The 15,949-nt window shown below is 65.8% G+C and carries 13 protein-coding genes; 1 reads left to right on the top strand and 12 read right to left on the bottom strand.

Annotation, left to right across the window (positions count from 1 at the left end; translation table 11 throughout):
- The 11 genes from VEZ38_RS00590 to VEZ38_RS00540 form a co-directional block, all read right to left on the bottom strand.
- Positions 1 to 748 (bottom strand): transcription antitermination factor NusB (locus VEZ38_RS00590; RefSeq protein ID WP_324890873.1); only part of this gene is annotated, 748 nt, incomplete at its 3' end.
- The gene (gene fmt, locus VEZ38_RS00585) at positions 745 to 1,734 is read right to left on the bottom strand and encodes a methionyl-tRNA formyltransferase (protein WP_324890871.1); all 990 of its coding nucleotides are present in this window, start codon (positions 1,732 to 1,734) and stop codon (positions 745 to 747) included. The genes fmt and VEZ38_RS00590, both read right to left, overlap by 4 nt.
- A gap of 2 nt (positions 1,735 to 1,736) precedes the next feature.
- The gene (gene def, locus VEZ38_RS00580; protein WP_324890869.1) at positions 1,737 to 2,231 is read right to left on the bottom strand and encodes a peptide deformylase; all 495 of its coding nucleotides are present in this window, start codon (positions 2,229 to 2,231) and stop codon (positions 1,737 to 1,739) included.
- A gap of 35 nt (positions 2,232 to 2,266) precedes the next feature.
- Positions 2,267 to 4,744, bottom strand: coding sequence for a primosomal protein N' (priA, locus tag VEZ38_RS00575; RefSeq protein ID WP_324890867.1), 2,478 nt, complete (start codon positions 4,742 to 4,744; stop codon positions 2,267 to 2,269).
- On the bottom strand, positions 4,741 to 5,982 hold the full coding sequence (gene coaBC, locus VEZ38_RS00570; RefSeq protein WP_324890865.1) for a bifunctional phosphopantothenoylcysteine decarboxylase/phosphopantothenate--cysteine ligase CoaBC: 1,242 nt from the start codon (positions 5,980 to 5,982) through the stop codon (positions 4,741 to 4,743). The genes priA and coaBC overlap by 4 nt, the downstream gene beginning before the upstream one ends.
- A 35-nt stretch (positions 5,983 to 6,017) precedes the next feature.
- On the bottom strand, positions 6,018 to 6,251 hold the full coding sequence (rpoZ, locus tag VEZ38_RS00565) for a DNA-directed RNA polymerase subunit omega (protein WP_324890863.1): 234 nt from the start codon (positions 6,249 to 6,251) through the stop codon (positions 6,018 to 6,020).
- A gap of 7 nt (positions 6,252 to 6,258) precedes the next feature.
- Entirely contained in the window at positions 6,259 to 6,867 is a 609-nt protein-coding gene (gene gmk / locus VEZ38_RS00560) for a guanylate kinase (RefSeq protein WP_324890861.1), read from the bottom strand.
- Positions 6,868 to 6,920: 53 nt separating this feature from the next.
- Entirely contained in the window at positions 6,921 to 7,181 is a 261-nt protein-coding gene (remA, locus tag VEZ38_RS00555) for an extracellular matrix/biofilm regulator RemA (protein ID WP_199617827.1), read from the bottom strand.
- A gap of 105 nt (positions 7,182 to 7,286) precedes the next feature.
- Entirely contained in the window at positions 7,287 to 8,171 is an 885-nt protein-coding gene (locus tag VEZ38_RS00550; protein WP_324890858.1) for a YicC/YloC family endoribonuclease, read from the bottom strand.
- A gap of 26 nt (positions 8,172 to 8,197) precedes the next feature.
- The gene (locus VEZ38_RS00545; RefSeq protein ID WP_324890875.1) at positions 8,198 to 10,021 is read right to left on the bottom strand and encodes a bifunctional homocysteine S-methyltransferase/methylenetetrahydrofolate reductase; all 1,824 of its coding nucleotides are present in this window, start codon (positions 10,019 to 10,021) and stop codon (positions 8,198 to 8,200) included.
- A 193-nt stretch (positions 10,022 to 10,214) separates the two neighbouring features.
- Positions 10,215 to 13,001, bottom strand: coding sequence for a calcium-translocating P-type ATPase, SERCA-type (locus VEZ38_RS00540; RefSeq protein ID WP_324890856.1), 2,787 nt, complete (start codon positions 12,999 to 13,001; stop codon positions 10,215 to 10,217).
- A 192-nt stretch (positions 13,002 to 13,193) separates the two neighbouring features.
- On the opposite strand from VEZ38_RS00540, the gene VEZ38_RS00535 reads away from it, so the two are divergent.
- Complete coding sequence (locus tag VEZ38_RS00535) at positions 13,194 to 14,915, top strand: Rqc2 family fibronectin-binding protein (protein ID WP_324890854.1); 1,722 nt, start codon at positions 13,194 to 13,196, stop codon at positions 14,913 to 14,915.
- 71 nt (positions 14,916 to 14,986) lie between these two features.
- On the opposite strand, the gene VEZ38_RS00530 is transcribed toward VEZ38_RS00535, so the two are convergent.
- Entirely contained in the window at positions 14,987 to 15,928 is a 942-nt protein-coding gene (locus VEZ38_RS00530) for a MerR family transcriptional regulator (protein WP_324890852.1), read from the bottom strand.
- Positions 15,929 to 15,949: the final 21 nt, after the last annotated feature.

Genomic DNA, 15,949 nt, shown 5'->3' with positions numbered 1-15,949 from the left:
CGGCGACGACCCCGTCGGGCGATACGTCGGACGGCACCGCCGTCACGCCCTCCTCCGCGAGCCGCGCGATCAGGCCGTCGCGGTCGACGCGGAGCGCATTGACCCGGGCGCTCGTTTTCGGCGGTTCGTTGTTCGCCGCGGCGATGCGTTCGGCCGTCTCCTCCCCGAACGCGCGAATCCATTCCCGGACGAGCCATTCGGGATGCGAATGCTCGAAGGCGATCCGCTCGAGCGGCGTCCCCCCCGCCGGCGCCGCGGGCCGGCCCGGCCGCGCCGCAAGCTTCCGCAGCACCGCGTTGACGAGTCCGGAGACGCCCGCGTGGCCCCGCCGCTTCGCGATCGCGACCGCTTCGCTGACGGCGGCGTGCGTCGGCACGCGGTCGAGGTACAGCAGCTGATAGGCGCTGAGCCGCAGCAAATTGCGCACCCACGGTTGAAGCTTCTTCGCGCCCTTCGCGAGATGCGCGTCGAGCACGGCGTCGAGCGTATTTCGGCGTTGGATCGTGCCGTAGACGAGCTCCGTGGCGAGACCTGCCTCCCTCGCGTCCGGACGGCTCCGCTGCAGCGCGGCGTTCAGCGCCAAGTTGCTGTACGCGCCTTCCTGCTCCACGGCCGTCAGCGCATCGAGGGCGATGTCCCGGGCGCCGGGCACCTTCTTCGGCTCGCCGCGCCGGGATCGCCCCTGCTGCCCAGGCCCCGGCTTTCGGCCGTTCGCCGGCGCGCCGGGCGGCTTGACCGGCCCGCTCATCGGACCGCCTCCGCCGAATTCGCATCCGCATCGCCCGCCGGCGCTTCTCCGAGCCGGTCGCCCTTCCTCATTAAACCGCTCCTCGCGAATTCGCCGACCGGCAGCGCCTTCTTGCCGGCGGGCTGCACCTCGACGGCGACGAACACGCCGTCCCCCGTCGCTACGGCGAGCCCGTCCGCGCCGATCTCAAGCACCGTTCCCGGCGCGGCCGAAGCGGATCGGCCCGGCGCCGGGCGGGCCGCCTTCCAAATTTTAAACACGTCGCCGTTCCAGTAGGTGAATGCGCCAGGGCGCGGCGACAGCCCGCGCAGCTGGTCGTATATCGCCTGCGCGGAACGCGTCCAATCGATGCGCTCGTCGTCCCTCGTCAAATTCGGCGAATACGTCGCTTCCGCGTCGTTCTGCGGCTCGCGCCCCGCCGTGCCGTCCAGAATCGACGGGAGCGTGCGCAGGAGCAGCTCCGCGCCGACGGCGCTGAGCCGCTCGAACACATGCCCCGCGTCGTCGTCCGGGCCGATCGGCAGCTCCGCCTTGGCGATCATGTCCCCGGTGTCGAGCCCCTCGGCCATGTACATAATCGTTACGCCCGTGACGCGCTCGCCGTTCATGATCGCGCGCTGGATCGGGGCGCCGCCCCGATATTTCGGCAGCAGCGAGCCGTGCACGTTGATGCAGCCGTGTTTCGGCAGCTCCAGCACCGCCTTCGGCAAAATTTGCCCGTACGCCGCCGTCACGATCAGATCGGGCGCGTATGCGGCCAGCTCCTCGACGGCGGCTGCGGCGCGCAGCTTCGGCGGCTGGAGCACCGGAATGCCGCGGCGGAGCGCCTCCTCCTTCACCGGCGTCGGCGTCATGATTTTTTTGCGGCCGACCGGGCGGTCCGGCTGCGTGACGACGGCGGAAATCCGGTATCCCGCCTCGATCAACGAACGAAGGGACGGCACGGCAAAGTCCGGCGTCCCCATGAATACGATATTCGGTTCCATCCTCATACGACCTCGTCGTCCTCTTCGTCCTCGTCCGGCTTCGGCTCGTATACGCGCTCCGCGATGTCGATGTAGAGCACGCCGTTCAGATGGTCGATCTCGTGCTGGAACGCCCGGGAGAGGAAGCCGGAAGCTTCGACGACGAACTCCTCGCCGTACCGGTTGAGGCCTTTCACCTTCAGCCGGTCTTTGCGCCGGACGTCGCCTTGCAGGCCGGGGATGCTCAGGCAGCCCTCCGGACCGAGCTGCTCTCCGCTCGCCTCGACGATTTCCGGGTTCACCATCTCGATGAGCCCGTGCTCGTCGCCGACGTCGATGACGATCACCCGCTTCGAGATGCCGATCTGCGGCGCCGCCAGGCCGACGCCGGGAGCGTCGTACATCGTCTCCGCCATATCGGTCAGCAGCTTCTGGATGTTCGGCGTCACGCTCGGCACCGGCTTCGCGGTCTCCCGAAGCACCGGGTCCGGATGCTTGACGATGATGCGAATCGCCATATTTTGATTTGCCCCTTTCGTGTATGGGTACCTCGTTATAGCAACATCTGCGGATCCATGTCGAGCTGAATGCTCAGCTTCGACTTGCGCGCATCGTCGGCGAGGGCGTCCGCGGACGCCCGCAGCGCCTCCGCTACGTCGGTTTCTCCCCGATATTTTACCATGCATTGAAACCGATATCTATCTTTCAGTTTCGGGATCGGGGACGGCACGGGACCGAGCAGTTCCGGCTCTTCGGCTCCCGCGCTCCGAAGCGCGGCCAGCCGCCGCTTCAGCTCGCCCGCGAATCGCTCCCCCGCCGGCACGAGCCGCGAGATATCCTCGTGCGACAGCGTCGCGAGCGCCAGCTTCCGGTATGGCGGATACCCGAGCTCCCGCCGCGACAGCAGCTCCCTGCGGGCGAAGCCTCGGTAATCGTGGCCGGCGGCGAACTGGATGCTGTAATGCTCCGGCGTATACGTCTGCACGACGACCTCGCCCGGCAGCGTATGCCGGCCCGCCCGGCCGGCGACCTGCGTCAGCAGCTGGAAAGTGCGCTCCGCCGCCCGGAAGTCGGCGAGGCGCAGCACCGTGTCCGCGCTGATGACCCCGACGAGCGTGACGAACGGAAAATCGAGCCCCTTGGCCACCATCTGCGTGCCGAGCAGCACGTCCGCCTTCCGTTCCCGGAACTCCGCGAGCAGCTGCTCGTGCGCCCCCTTGTGCGACGTCGTGTCGACGTCCATCCGGATCGTTCGGATGCCGGGAAACAGCTTCGCCAGTTCCTCCTCGACGCGCTGCGTGCCTGCGCCGAAGTGGCGAATATGCTCGCTCTCGCAGCTCGGGCAGTTCGTCGTCTCCCGCTCGGTATACCCGCAGTAATGGCAGCGCGAATGCTTGCCGGCGCGGTGGTACGTCAGCGTAATGTCGCAATGCGGGCATTGCGCCGCATAGCCGCATGAGCGGCACATGACGAACGTCGAGTAGCCGCGGCGATTGAGCAGCAGCACCGACTGCTCGCCGCGCTCGAGCCGCTCCGCGAGCGCCTCCCGCAGGCGGGCGCTGAACATCGAACGGTTGCCGTCCCGCAGCTCCTGCCGCATATCGACGACGGCGACGCTCGGCAGCGGCCGCCCCTCCACCCGCTCGGGCATCTCGAGCAGCGTATAGACGCCGCGATGCGCGTCGAGGTACGTCTCCAGCGACGGCGTCGCGGAGCCGAGCACGACGGCCGCGCCATGGCGCGCGCCGCGCTCGAGCGCGACGTCGCGGGCGTGATATTTCGGCGACTCCTCTTGCTTATAAGACGACTCGTGCTCCTCGTCCATAATGATCAGCCCGATATCGCTGAAGGGCGCGAAAATCGCCGACCGCGCGCCGATCGCGATCTTCACCCGGCGTCCGGCGATCTTCCGCCACTCGTCGTACCGTTCGCCGGCCGACAGCCGGCTGTGCATGACGGCTACCTGATCGCCGAAGCGGCCTTTGAACGCGTTCACGGTTTGCGGCGTCAGCGAAATTTCCGGCACGAGCAGGATCGCCTCTCGGCCCGCCTCGAGGCATGCCTGCATCGCTTGCAGATACACCTCCGTCTTCCCGCTGCCGGTGACGCCGTGCAGCAGGAACGGCTCGTACGTCCGCGCCTCGATCGCGCGGCGGATCGGCTCGAGCGCCGCGGCTTGCGTCTCGGTCAGCGGCAGCGGACGCGAGGCGGCGAATCGGCGATCCGCGTAAGGATCCCGTCCGACCTCGCGCGTCTCCACCGCGACGAGCCCCTTCGCCTCGAGCGCCTTCACCGCGGACGGTCCGATGCCGGCGTCCCGCGCCAGCTCCGCGAGCGACGGCGCCTCGCCTTCGCCGTCCGCGACCGCGGCCAGCCGCTCCAACAGCTCCGCCTGCTTCGGCGCGCGCCGACGCAGCGCGTCGGCCGCCTCCCGCAGCCGTACCGCCGGCGCGGCCGGCGCCGCGCACAGCTGCGTCTTCGCGCCGAGCCGGTCCTTCACGTGCCGGCTTTCCTCGATCCAGCCGAGCCGGATCGCTTCCGCGAGCGCATCCGCCCGATCGGCGAACGCGGCGAGCAGCGTCTTCTCGGGAACTCGTCCGCGCTTCGAGACGTAGGCGACCAGCTCCCGCAGCCCCTCCGGCAAGCCACGCTCATCCGCGGCGGCGGCCGCCGCGGGCGTTGCTGCGTAGATCTTCTCCGTCTTCGTCTTCAGCGCGCTCGGAAGGAGCGCCGCAAGCGCCGTATATTGCGGGCACACGTATTTGCGGCTGAGCCAGCCGGCCAATTCCAGCAGCTCCTCCGTCACGACCGGCGCCGCGTCAAGCACGCTCTTCAGCGGCTTTAGCTTACTCGGCGCCATCTCCGACGACGCCGCGACGCCGAGCACGAAGCCTTGCAGGACGCGAGGGCCGAACGGCACGCCGACCCGCACGCCCGGGCGGACGAGCGGCGCGAGCTTGTCCGGCACGGCGTAATCGAACGGCCGGTCCGTCTCCCGCGCGGGCGAGTCGACGATTACCTTCGCGATCATGTCTCGTCGCTCCCGGGGGCAGTACGGGCGCGGTACTCCTCGAAGCCGATCGCCAGGATCCGCTCGGCGACGGCGCGTTTCGATTGCAGCGGCACGTCCTCGACGAGGCCGTCGGCCGTGTAGACGGACACCGCGTTCGTATCGTGCCCGAAGCCGACGCCCGGACGGGAGACGTCGTTCGCCACGATATAATCCGCTCGCTTGGCCGCCGCCTTCCCCATCGCGTGCTTCTCGAGCTCATGCGTCTCCGCCGCGAAGCCGATCAGCACCTGCCGCGGCCCTTTCCGTTCGCCGAGCGCCTTCAAAATATCCGGCGTCCGCTCGAGCGCGAGCGTCAGACTGGCGTCGGCGCCTTCCGTCTTCTTCAGCTTGCGGTCGGCGACGGCGACGGGCCGGTAGTCGGCGACCGCCGCCGCCTTGACGACGATGTCGGCCTCCGGAAACCGGGAGAGCACGGCGTCATACATCTGCTGCGTCGATTCGACTCGCACGACCTCGACGCCCCGCGGGGGCGCGACGTCCGTCCGGCCCGCCACGACCGTCACGCTCGCGCCTGCATCGCGCGCCGCCTCGGCGACCGCAAAGCCCATCTTCCCGGAGGAATCGTTCGTCAAAAACCGCACCGGGTCGATGCGCTCCATCGTCGCGCCTGCCGTGACGAGCACGCGCACGCCTTCCATCAAGCGGCGCGGCGTCAACGCCGAGATCAGGGCATTGACGATCTCCTCCGGCTCCGCCATCCGCCCCTTGCCCGTATAGCCGCAGGCCAGAAAGCCTTCCCCCGGCTCGACGAACGTCGTTCCGCGCCGGCGCAGCGTCTCCATGTGCTCCTGAACGACCGGATTCGCGTACATATGGACGTTCATCGCCGGCGCGACGAGCACCGGCGTCCGGCCCCGGTGCGCGAGCAGCGTCGTCGACAGCATGTCGTCGCCGAGGCCGAGCGCGAGCTTGGCGACGGCGTTCGCCGTCGCCGGCGCGACGACGACCGCGTCCGCGCGGTCCGCCAAGTCGATATGCGAGATGACCGATGCGTCCTCCTCGTCGAACGTATCGAGTACGACGCGATGCCGCGTGATCGCCTGGAACGTCAGCGGCGCGACGAATTTCGCCGCGGCGGCCGTCATAACGACCCGCACGTCCGCGCCCGCCTGCGTCAGCCTGCTGGCGACCGCCGCCGCTTTATAGGCGGCGATGCCGCCGGTGACGCCCAGGAGAATCGTTTTCCCTTGCAACATCCCGTTCAACTCCCCTGAGAAAAAAATAACAACCGCTAGGGTTGTTGGGTGGAATCGTCTAAAGCGATCTCTTTCGAGGTTTTCTCGTATGTGATGTACTCGCCGTGAATTTCTTCGAGCGCGACGCCGACGTGCTTATGCGCCTTCGGGGACCGCAGATCGGACTTCGCGCCCTCGCGCAGCGCCCGCGCCCGCTTCGACGCGGCGACGACGAGCAAGTACTTGCTGCCGGCCTTCTCGACCAGCTTGTCTATGGATGGATATAACATCGGATGCCTACACCTCTTTCAACCATGATTGGATGGCGGGAAACAGCCGCTCCCGCCGGCAATGCTCCGCCGCGATAATGCTCTGGACGCGGTTGCACGCCGTCTCGAGCACGTCGTTCACGACGGCGTAATCGTAATGCTCCATCAGCTTGAGCTCTTCGGCCGCGGCCGCCATGCGCGAGCGGATCGAGCTTTCCGTTTCCGTGCCGCGGCCGACGATGCGCTTTTGCAGCTCCTCGAGGGAAGGCGGCAGCACGAAAATAAAGATCGCCTCGGGGAACCGTTCCTTCACCTGCATCGCGCCTTGCACGTCGATCTCGAGAATGATGTCTTTGCCTTGATCGATCGTCTGCTGCACGAACGATTTCGGCGTCCCGTAGTAGTTGCCTACGTATTCCGCCCACTCGAGCAATTCGCCCGCCTCGATCATCGCGCGAAACTCTTCGTGGGTTTTGAAGAAGTAATTGACGCCGTCCACCTCGCCCTCCCGCGGCTTGCGGGTCGTGGCGGAGACAGAGTAGACGAGCTCGGGAGACAAGCTCCGGAGCCGATTGCACAGCGTTCCCTTGCCGACGCCCGACGGGCCGGACAGGACGAGCAGCAAGCCTTGTGTCATGAACCGTTCCTCGACTTTGGTTAGGGTGGTGGTTACGGTATGGGTCATCGCCGTCACTCGTCGTGATCCTCGTCTTTATTGGACAACCGATGCGCGACCGTCTCCGGCTGCACCGCGGACAAGATGACGTGATCGCTGTCCGTGATGATGACCGCGCGCGTCCGGCGGCCGTACGTCGCGTCGATCAGCATGTGCCGGTCCCGCGCTTCTTGAATGATGCGCTTGATCGGAGCCGACTCGGGGCTGACGATGGAGATGATGCGGTTGGCGGAGACGATATTGCCGAATCCGATGTTGATCAGTTTGATTGCCATACTTGCTTCCCCCTAGCGCCTCTTAATAGGCATTGTAACCCTCGCCGCATCCCGCCATACGGCGGAACGCCGTTCCTCGGAACGAAATCTATATCTATGCAGCGGTTACTCGAAATTTTGCGTCTGCTCGCGGAGCTTCTCGAGCTCCGCCTTGACGTCGACGACGATCGCCGCGAGCTCCGCGTCGTTCGCCTTCGAGCCGATCGTATTCGCCTCTCGGTTCATCTCTTGCAGCAGAAAATCCAGCTTTCGGCCGACGGGCTCGGTCTCCCGCAGCAGCGCGGCGAATTGGGCCGCGTGGCTTTCGAGCCTCGTCAGCTCCTCGTCGATCGCGCTCCGTTCGGCGAAATATGCAACCTCCGCCGACAGCCGGTCTTCGTCGACCGGCGCCTCGCCGCCGAGCAGCTTCGCGATGCGTTCCCTGAGCCGGTCGCGGTACGCCGCCGCGACGCTCGGGGCCATGGCGCGCATGCGCGCGACGGCCGCCTCGATCGTCTTCAGCTTGACGGCCGCATCCGCCGCGAGAAACCGGCCCTCCGTCTCGCGCATCGCCATCAGGCGCTCCAGCGCCCGTTCCGCGCAAGCGAGCAAAACGTCCTCCGCATCGTCCGGCGCCTCCTCCTCCCGAAGCGAGAAGACGCCCGGGACGGACAGCAGCTCGGCCGCGGTCGGCGCGCGGCCGACCGCCTCGCCGAACCGCTCCGAAAGCCGCTTCGCCGCGTCGATGTACGCTTCGGCGAGCGGCCAATCGACGACCGCCTGCCGCGCGGCGGTTCCCGCGCGTTCGACCGAGACGGCGACGTCCACCCGTCCGCGCTTCACCCGCGACTGGACCAGCCGCCGCAGTCGATCCTCCGCATGCCCCCACTCGCGGGGAAGCCTGCAGACGACCTCCGAATATCGATGGTTTACGGACTTCATCTCGACCGTAAACGTTAGCGTTCCCAAACTTGCGGAATCGTGGCCGTAGCCGGTCATGCTTCGCAACACAGCCTCGCACGCTCCGTTTCTCTATATTACTCCATTTCCCTAGTGGGTACAAGTGGAAATCGGCTCTGCGCGCGGTCCCGCACGTAGCGCGTCAGCTCCGCCGTCATCTCGTACAAGAGGAACGGCGTGATCAGATAGATGCCCTTGAACCGCTCCATCGCGACGTCGAGCAGCTCCTTCGAAATCTCGAGCGACACCCTGCGCCCTTCTTCCCCTTCGAGCCCCGCCATACGCCGTCGAACGTCGTCGGACAACGAAATGCCCGGCACCTCGTTATGCAGGTACTCCGCGTTCCGCCCGGTCGTGAACGGCATGATGCCGAGGAAAATCGGGATGTCGAGATGCTTCGTCGCTTCGTGCAGCCGCACGATCAGCTCCGGATCGTACACCGGCTGCGTCATGACGTAATCGGCGCCGGCCTCGATTTTCTTCTCCAGCCGCTCCACCGCTTTATGCAGATGCTTGACGTTCGGATTCAGCGCCGTGCCGACGAGGAAATTCGCCCGCTCCTTCAGCGCTTTGCCGGAGAACGCCAACCCTTCGTTCATCTGCTTGATCATTTTGATAATTTGAAAGCTCGTCACGTCGTACACCGAGCTCGCGCCCGGCAAATCGCCGAACCGGGCCGGATCGCCCGTAATGGCGAGCACGTGGTCGATGCCGGTCGCGTGCAGCCCCATCAGATGCGACTGCAGTCCGATGAGATTGCGGTCCCGGCAGGCGATATGCACGAGCGGGCGCGCCCCGACCCGCTCCTTGACTAAATACGCCAACGCGGAGTTGCTCATGCGCGTCATCGCGAGCGAATTGTCCGCCATCGTGATCGCGTCGGCCCCCGCTTCATGCAGCGCCTTCGCGCCTTTCATGAACTTGTCGATGTTCAAATCCCGCGGCGGATCGAGCTCGACGAGCACCGTATGGCGTTCGCGCACCGCGTCCAAGATCGTCGGCTCCCGGCGAATCGGCTCGGCTGGCGCCCGGACGGCGACCGTCTCCCGCAGCGGAGGCGCGTTCGCCGCGGCGTCGTCGGCCGCTTCCGGCCGGAACGACGCCAGCGCCTTCGCGACGGCCTCGATATGCGCCGGCGTCGTGCCGCAGCAGCCGCCGACGATGCGCGCGCCAAGCTTCGCGAGCGTGAGCGCGTTCTCGCCGAAGTAATCGGGCCCGGCCGGGTACGAGAACGTGCCGTCGACGTAAGCCGGCAGCCCCGCGTTCGGGAAAATCGAAAGCGGCAGTTCTCCGCGCCGGCGCAGCTTCTCGAGCGAACGGATGATGCCGTACGGTCCGCTGTGGCAGTTGAGGCCGACGATGTCGGCGCCCGCGTCGGCGAGGCGCGCGAAGGCGTCGTCGAGGGAACGCCCGTCCGGAGCCGCGCCGTCCGCTTCGACGGACAGCTGGCAAATCAAAGGCTTGTCCGTCAGCCGGCGCGCGATGCGCACCGCCGCCTCCGCGTCGTCCGCATCGTAAAACGTCTCGAGCAGCAGCAAATCGACGCCGCCCGAGAGCAGCGCGGACATCTGCTCGTCGTATGCCGCCTCGGCGTCCGCCCTCGACACGTTAACGCGTCCCGCCGCGCGAGCCGACCCGATCGCGCCCGCGACGTACGCGTCGGGTCCGACCGACGTCCGCGCCAGCTCGACGCCCGCGCGATTGATCGCGTCCACGCTTCGTTCGAGCCCGAACCGGGCGAGCTTGTGGCGATTCGCCGCGAACGTGTTCGTCTCGATGAGCCGCGCGCCCGCTCCGTAATATTGCCGGTGCACGTCCCGGATCACCTCCGGGCGCGTCTCGTTCAATTCTTCCGCGCACACGCCGATCGGGACGCCTAACTGATACAAATACGTCCCCATCGCGCCGTCGCCGACGATCGCCCGCGTCTTTATGCGTTCGCGCAAATCCGGCTTTCCGTCCGCGCGCTCCGTCCTCGTGTCCAATCCTTATCTCTCCCCCGCGTTTCCGATAAAGAAAAAAAACGCCCCTTCTTGCAGGCATGAAATTGGTTAGCCAATATCATACCGCAAAAAGGAGCGAAGCGCATCGTTTTTATCGGGCCGCAGTGGTCGCGCCGCCGTCGTAGCGGATCGTCCGCTTCTTCTTCGGCGCCGAAATCAAGCTGCCGACCCCGAAGAACAACGTCGGAATCGCGGCGAAGACGAGCACGAGCGCCCAGTCGGCGACGCCCAGCGCCATCGTCTTGAAGATCGGCTGCAGCGGCTCGATGTACAGCACGCCGAGCAGCAGCAGGACGGACGAGGCGACGGCCAGCACCAGCGCTTTATTTTCGAACAAATTCCGGTGGAAGATGGAGCGCGAGCTCCGGCAGTCGAACACGTGAATGAGCTGCGCCATGACGAGCGTGGCGAACGCCACCGTCTGCGCGTGCGTCAGCGTCGCCGCATCGTCGCCGCCCTGCTGCAGCACGAGCCAGAACGGAACGAGCGTGCACACCCCGATCAAGAAGCCGCGGGAGATGATTTTCCAGCCCAGCCTTCTTGCGAAAATGTTCTCCTTCTTGCCGCGCGGCTTATGCTCCATCAGATCCCGCTCCGCCTGATCGACGCCGAGCGCCATCGCCGGCAAGCCGTCCGTCACGAGGTTGACCCACAGAATCATGATCGGAAGCAGCGGCAGCGGCATGCCGAGCATCATCGCGATGAACATGACGAGAATTTCGCCGACGTTCGACGCGAGCAAGTAGCGGATAAACTTCCGAATATTTTCGTAGATGCCCCGCCCTTCCTCGATCGCCGCGACGATCGTCGCGAAGTTGTCGTCGGAGAGGATGAGCGCCGAAGCTTCCTTCGAGACGTCCGTGCCCGTGATGCCCATGGCGATGCCGATGTCCGCCGCCTTGATCGCCGGCGCGTCGTTAACGCCGTCGCCCGTCATCGCGACGACGTGCCCCTTCTCCTGCAGCGCCTTGACGATGCGCAGCTTATGCTCCGGCGACACGCGGGCGTAGACGTATATGTCGTCGACGACTTTCGCGAGCTGTTCGTCGGTCATCGCGGCGAGCTGACTGCCGCTCACCGTGCGGCCGCCCTTCGGGATCATGCCGAGCTGCGCCGCGATCGCCTCCGCCGTCGTCAAGTGGTCGCCCGTAATCATGACCGTCTTGATGCCCGCCCTGCGGCACTTGGCGATCGCCTCTCGCACTTCCTTCCGCGGCGGGTCGATCATGCCCGTCAGCCCGACGAAGACGAGGCCGCGCTCCGCCTCCTCGGCGGTTTCCACCGTCTCGCCCGCTTTCAAATCGCGATACGCGAGGCCGAGCACCCGCAAAGCGTCGCCGGCGAAGGCCTCGTTCGCGTCCATCACCTTCTGGCGCAGCGTCCCGGTGAACGGGACGAGCTTGCCGTCCCAGAGAATATAGCTGCAGCGCTCCAGCAGCATATCCGGCGCGCCCTTCGCGACGACGAGGCGCCCCCCCGGGTGCTCGACGACGACCGACATGCGCTTGCGCTCGGAATCGAACGGGAACTCCGCCGCGCGGCGATACATCGCCTCGAGGCTCGCGCGGGTGACGCCGGCCTTCGCGCCGAGCACGGCGAGCGCCCCTTCCGTCGGGTCGCCTTTGATCGTCCATACCGGCTTCGGCGTTTCCTTCGATCGCTTCTTCTTCCCTTGCGGCTCGGGCACTTCCTCGGTCAGCACGGCATCGTTGCACAGGACGCCGATCTGCAGCAGCCGCCGAAGCGCCTGGTCGTCCTTGACGCCGGCCTTCGCGCCGCGTTCGACGATGTCGCCGACCGGCTCGTAGCCTTCGCCCGATACGTCGAGCAGCCGGCCGCCGATCCACACCCGCGTCACGGTCATTTTATTTTGCGTCAGCGTCCCCGTCTTATCGGAGCAGATGACCGACGCGCAGCCGAGCGTCTCGACGGACGGAAGCTTGCGCACGATCGCCTTGCGCTTGATCATGCGCTGCACGCCGAGCGCGAGCGCGACCGTCACGATCGCCGGCAACCCTTCGGGGATCGCCGCGACGGCGAGCGAGACGCCGGCCAGGAACATGCCGTACGCCGGCTGTCCGTGCATGATGCCGGCGATCACGACGAGCACGGTCAAGGCGAGCGCGACGCCGATCAAAATTTTCCCGAACTGCTCGAGGCGGCGCTGCAGCGGCGTCTCCGCCTCTTCCGTATTGTTGATAAGGTCCGCGATTTTGCCCATCTCGGTGCGCATGCCGGTACGGACGACGACGCCGCGGGCCGTGCCCATCGTAATCATCGTGCCGAGGAAGCCCATGTTGCGCTGATCCCCGAGCGGCACGTCGGCCTCGGGAATCGCGGCCGTCGATTTGGCGACCGGCACCGACTCCCCGGTAAGCGCGGACTCCTCCGCATACACGCTGTTCGCTTCGAGAAAGCGAATGTCCGCCGGCACCCGATCGCCGCTCTCGAGCGCGACGATATCGCCGGGCACGAGCGACTTCGCGGGCACGACGACCCACGCGCCGTCGCGCAGCGCCTTCGCCGTCGGCGCGGACAGCTCCTTCAGCGCCCGGAGCGACCGCTCCGCGCGGAACTCCTGGATAAAACCGAGCACGCCGTTGAGGACGATGATGGCAAGAATCGTAATCGCGTCCAAATATTCGCCGAGCAAGCCCGATATCAGCGTCGCGCCCATCAGCACCAGTACCATGAAATCCTTGAATTGGTTCAAAAACAGCGCCAGCGGGGACAGCTTCACCCCTTCGCTCAACTCGTTGGGGCCGGCTTCCTCCAGCCTTCGCGCGGCTTCGTCCGCCGATAACCCGCGTGACGGGTCGAGGCCGTGGGCGTCCAGCAGCTCCTCGGCCTCCAGTTGGTACCACGTGCGTTCACTCATACCCCCGTGTTCCCTCCCTCGCTTCGAATAACTTGTACTAGGTACAATGTATTCGCGGGGGGACGAGAATATCCCACTTGTCCGGAGACGCGCGGCGGCCGTCGTTGCCTTCTCATTGCGAAAACGCATATAATTCTAAAGATGAAGTCGGGCTGCCGCCCGGCCATCGTCTTACAAGGAGCGAAGACAACTATGGCTTTCGACGGACTCGTCGTACGCGCGGTCGTGCAGGAGCTGCAGCCGTTCGTCGGCGGAAGAATTCATAAAATCCATCAACCGAACGATTCCGATCTCGTCTTTACGCTGCGCGGCTCGGGAACGACGCGCAGGCTGCTGGTGTCCGCGAACCCGACGTATCCGCGGTTCCACCTGACCGAGCGCGCCTACGTCAATCCGCTCGAAGCGCCGATGTTTTGCATGCTGCTGCGCAAGTACTGCGAGAACGGCGTCGTCGAATCGATCGAGCAGCTCGGCATGGAGCGCATCGTGCATATCCAGGTGCGCCAGCGGGACGAGCTCGGGGACGTCGGCGTGAAACGCATCGTCTTCGAGCTGATGGGCCGGCACAGCAATATCGTGCTCATGGACCCGGAATCCGGCGTCGTGCTCGAGGCCGCGCACCGCGTGACGCCCGCCATCAGCGCGCATCGCATCGTCGTGCCGGGCGCCGTCTATACGCCGCCGCCGGAGCAGGAGAAACGCAATCCGTTGGAGGTTTCGAAGAGGGACATCGCCGACGCCCTCGGCGCGGACGCCGGAGACCCCGGCGCCGCGGCGCAGCGGCTCGTCGAGACGTACTCGGGCATCAGCCCGCTGGCCGCGCGCGCGATCCTCGCCGGCGCCTCCGATCCGGCCGCCGCTTTCGCGGACGCGATGGCGCGCATTCGCTCGCACGAGTACGAGCCGAATATCGCGACCGAGCCCGGCCGCGGAAAGTCGTATTTCTCGGTCGTCCCGCTCCGGTTTGCCTTCGACGGCGCGGTCGTGGAGACGTTCGACAACGTCAGCGCATGCCTGGAACGCTACTATGGGGACAAGGCGGAGCGCGATCTCGTCAAGCAGCGAACGTCGGATCTTGCGAAGCTGCTGGCGAACGAGCGCAGCAAGAACGAGAAGAAGCTCGAGAAGCTTGCGGATACGCTCGAAGAGGCGCGGGACGCGGATCGGTATCGCGTGTTCGGGGAGCTGCTGAACGCGTATATGCACACGTTCGCCAAGGGGGCCGACGCCGTCGAGGTAGCCAACTATTACGACGAAGCGCAAGCCTCCGTCACGATTCCGCTCGATCCGCTGCTGACGCCGTCGGAGAACGCGCAGCGGTATTTTAAAAAATACCAGAAGATGAAAAACAGTCTCGCCGTCGTCGAAGAACAGATGGCGCAGGCCCGCGAAGAAATCGCCTATATGGAGCTGCTTCTTCAGCAGCTGGAGGGCGCCTCCTTGCAGGATATCGAAGAAATCCGCGCCGAGCTGGTCGAAGGCGGGTACTTGCGTCATCGCGGCGGGAAGGACGCGCGGCGAGCGCGCAAGAACGACAAGCCCGCGGTGCACGCCTACGAATCGTCCGAGGGCGTGCCGATCTACGTCGGCCGCAACAACGCGCAGAACGATTATATTACGAACCGTCTCGCCCGTCCGTCCGATACATGGCTGCACACGAAGGACATTCCGGGCTCGCACGTCGTCATCCGCGGCGACGCGTTCGGCGACGTCACCCTCGCGGAAGCCGCGAACCTCGCCGCGTATTACAGCAAGGCGAAGCAGTCGAGCCTCGTGCCGGTCGATTATACGCTCGTGCGCCACGTGAAGAAGCCTTCCGGCGCCAAGCCCGGCTTCGTCATCTACGACAAGCAAAAGACGCTGTTCGTTACGCCCGACGAAGCCCGCGTCCGCGCGCTCCGTCCGCTCAAGTGACCCGGCGCCGGAACGGGCGCGAAAAAACCTCCCTTGCCGCCGAAGCGGCGGGGGAGGTTTTCGCGTTGGAGTCACACCGAAAGGATCGCCTTGATTTTCGGAAGCGACGCTTTGGCGTCGCCCGCCAGCAAATGGACGGCGCGCGTCCCCTGCAGGACGGCGTCTTCTCCGATGACGCGTCCGCCGACGAACACCTTCGTCCGCGTTCCTTGCGCCGCGATGGCGTCGTCGAGTCTGCGGAGGAACGGGACGGTATTCCGATATGCGTCCATCGTCGATACGCCGAAGGCGAACGCGCGCGGCGTCGCTTGGCGGAGACAGTCCATAATCCCCTTCTCGGAAGGGGAGGTGCCTAAATAGACGATTTGAAATCCTTGCTGCAATGCGTAGAAGCCAAATAACAGCACGCCGATCTCGTGCCGCTCGTACGGCGAGCACGCCGTGACGAACAACGGCTGGGACGGCGCGGCGACAAATAAATTTTTCATCGCGAGCAATCTGTCGCGGACGAAGTGACTGCCGAAATGCTCTTGGTATTCGGACGCCTCGCCGCGGAGCCACATCTCGCCCAGCTCGACGAGCGCCGGCTGCAGGACGCGCGCCAGCACGAAATCAAGCCGATGCAGCGCCGTCAGATGGTCGAACAGTTGCTGGGAGCCGCGATAATCCAGCCGTAAGAAGAAGGTTAAAAATTGCCGCTGATACTCTTCCGCGCTCGGAATGGCGGCCGCGTTCGGCGACGCCGGCGCGCCGAACCATTCGGCCTCGGCGAACGGCCCCGGAAGCCCGCCCGCTTGGAGCTCCTGCACCGCGAGCCCGATGGGTACTCCTGCGTCCACGCGCCCCTTCAGCCAAAGGAACGTCTCTACATGCTCCTTGGTATACCCGCGGTACCCGTTCGGGAACCGCGACGGCGACACGACGCCGTACCGCTCCTCCCACTTTCGGATGAGCTGCGTAGACAAGCCGGTTCGCAGAGACACTTCTTTGATGGTATGAAGCCGCTTGTTCATAAGTTCCTCCGGAGTGCAAGG

It is taken from the genome of Paenibacillus sp., assembly GCF_035645235.1.
GTDB lineage: Bacteria > Bacillota > Bacilli > Paenibacillales > YIM-B00363 > Paenibacillus_AE.
Note: the sequence above shows the minus strand (reverse complement) of the source record. Positions and strands in the feature narration are given on the sequence as shown.

Bases quoted from the DNA above. Each gene is read 5' to 3' on its own strand.
- coaBC (WP_324890865.1), bottom strand. From the start codon at position 5,982: ATGTTGCAAGGGAAAACGATTCTCCTGGGCGTCACCGGCGGCATCGCC.
- VEZ38_RS00545 (WP_324890875.1), bottom strand. From the start codon at position 10,021: ATGGGGACGTATTTGTATCAGTTAGGCGTCCCGATCGGCGTGTGCGCG.
- VEZ38_RS00535 (WP_324890854.1), top strand. From the start codon at position 13,194: ATGGCTTTCGACGGACTCGTCGTACGCGCGGTCGTGCAGGAGCTGCAG.
- fmt (WP_324890871.1), bottom strand. From the start codon at position 1,734: ATGGAACCGAATATCGTATTCATGGGGACGCCGGACTTTGCCGTGCCG.
- VEZ38_RS00540 (WP_324890856.1), bottom strand. From the start codon at position 13,001: ATGAGTGAACGCACGTGGTACCAACTGGAGGCCGAGGAGCTGCTGGAC.
- def (WP_324890869.1), bottom strand. From the start codon at position 2,231: ATGGCGATTCGCATCATCGTCAAGCATCCGGACCCGGTGCTTCGGGAG.
- remA (WP_199617827.1), bottom strand. From the start codon at position 7,181: ATGGCAATCAAACTGATCAACATCGGATTCGGCAATATCGTCTCCGCC.
- rpoZ (WP_324890863.1), bottom strand. From the start codon at position 6,251: ATGTTATATCCATCCATAGACAAGCTGGTCGAGAAGGCCGGCAGCAAG.
- priA (WP_324890867.1), bottom strand. From the start codon at position 4,744: ATGATCGCGAAGGTAATCGTCGACTCGCCCGCGCGGGAGACGGACCGG.
- gmk (WP_324890861.1), bottom strand. From the start codon at position 6,867: ATGACACAAGGCTTGCTGCTCGTCCTGTCCGGCCCGTCGGGCGTCGGC.
- VEZ38_RS00530 (WP_324890852.1), bottom strand. From the start codon at position 15,928: ATGAACAAGCGGCTTCATACCATCAAAGAAGTGTCTCTGCGAACCGGC.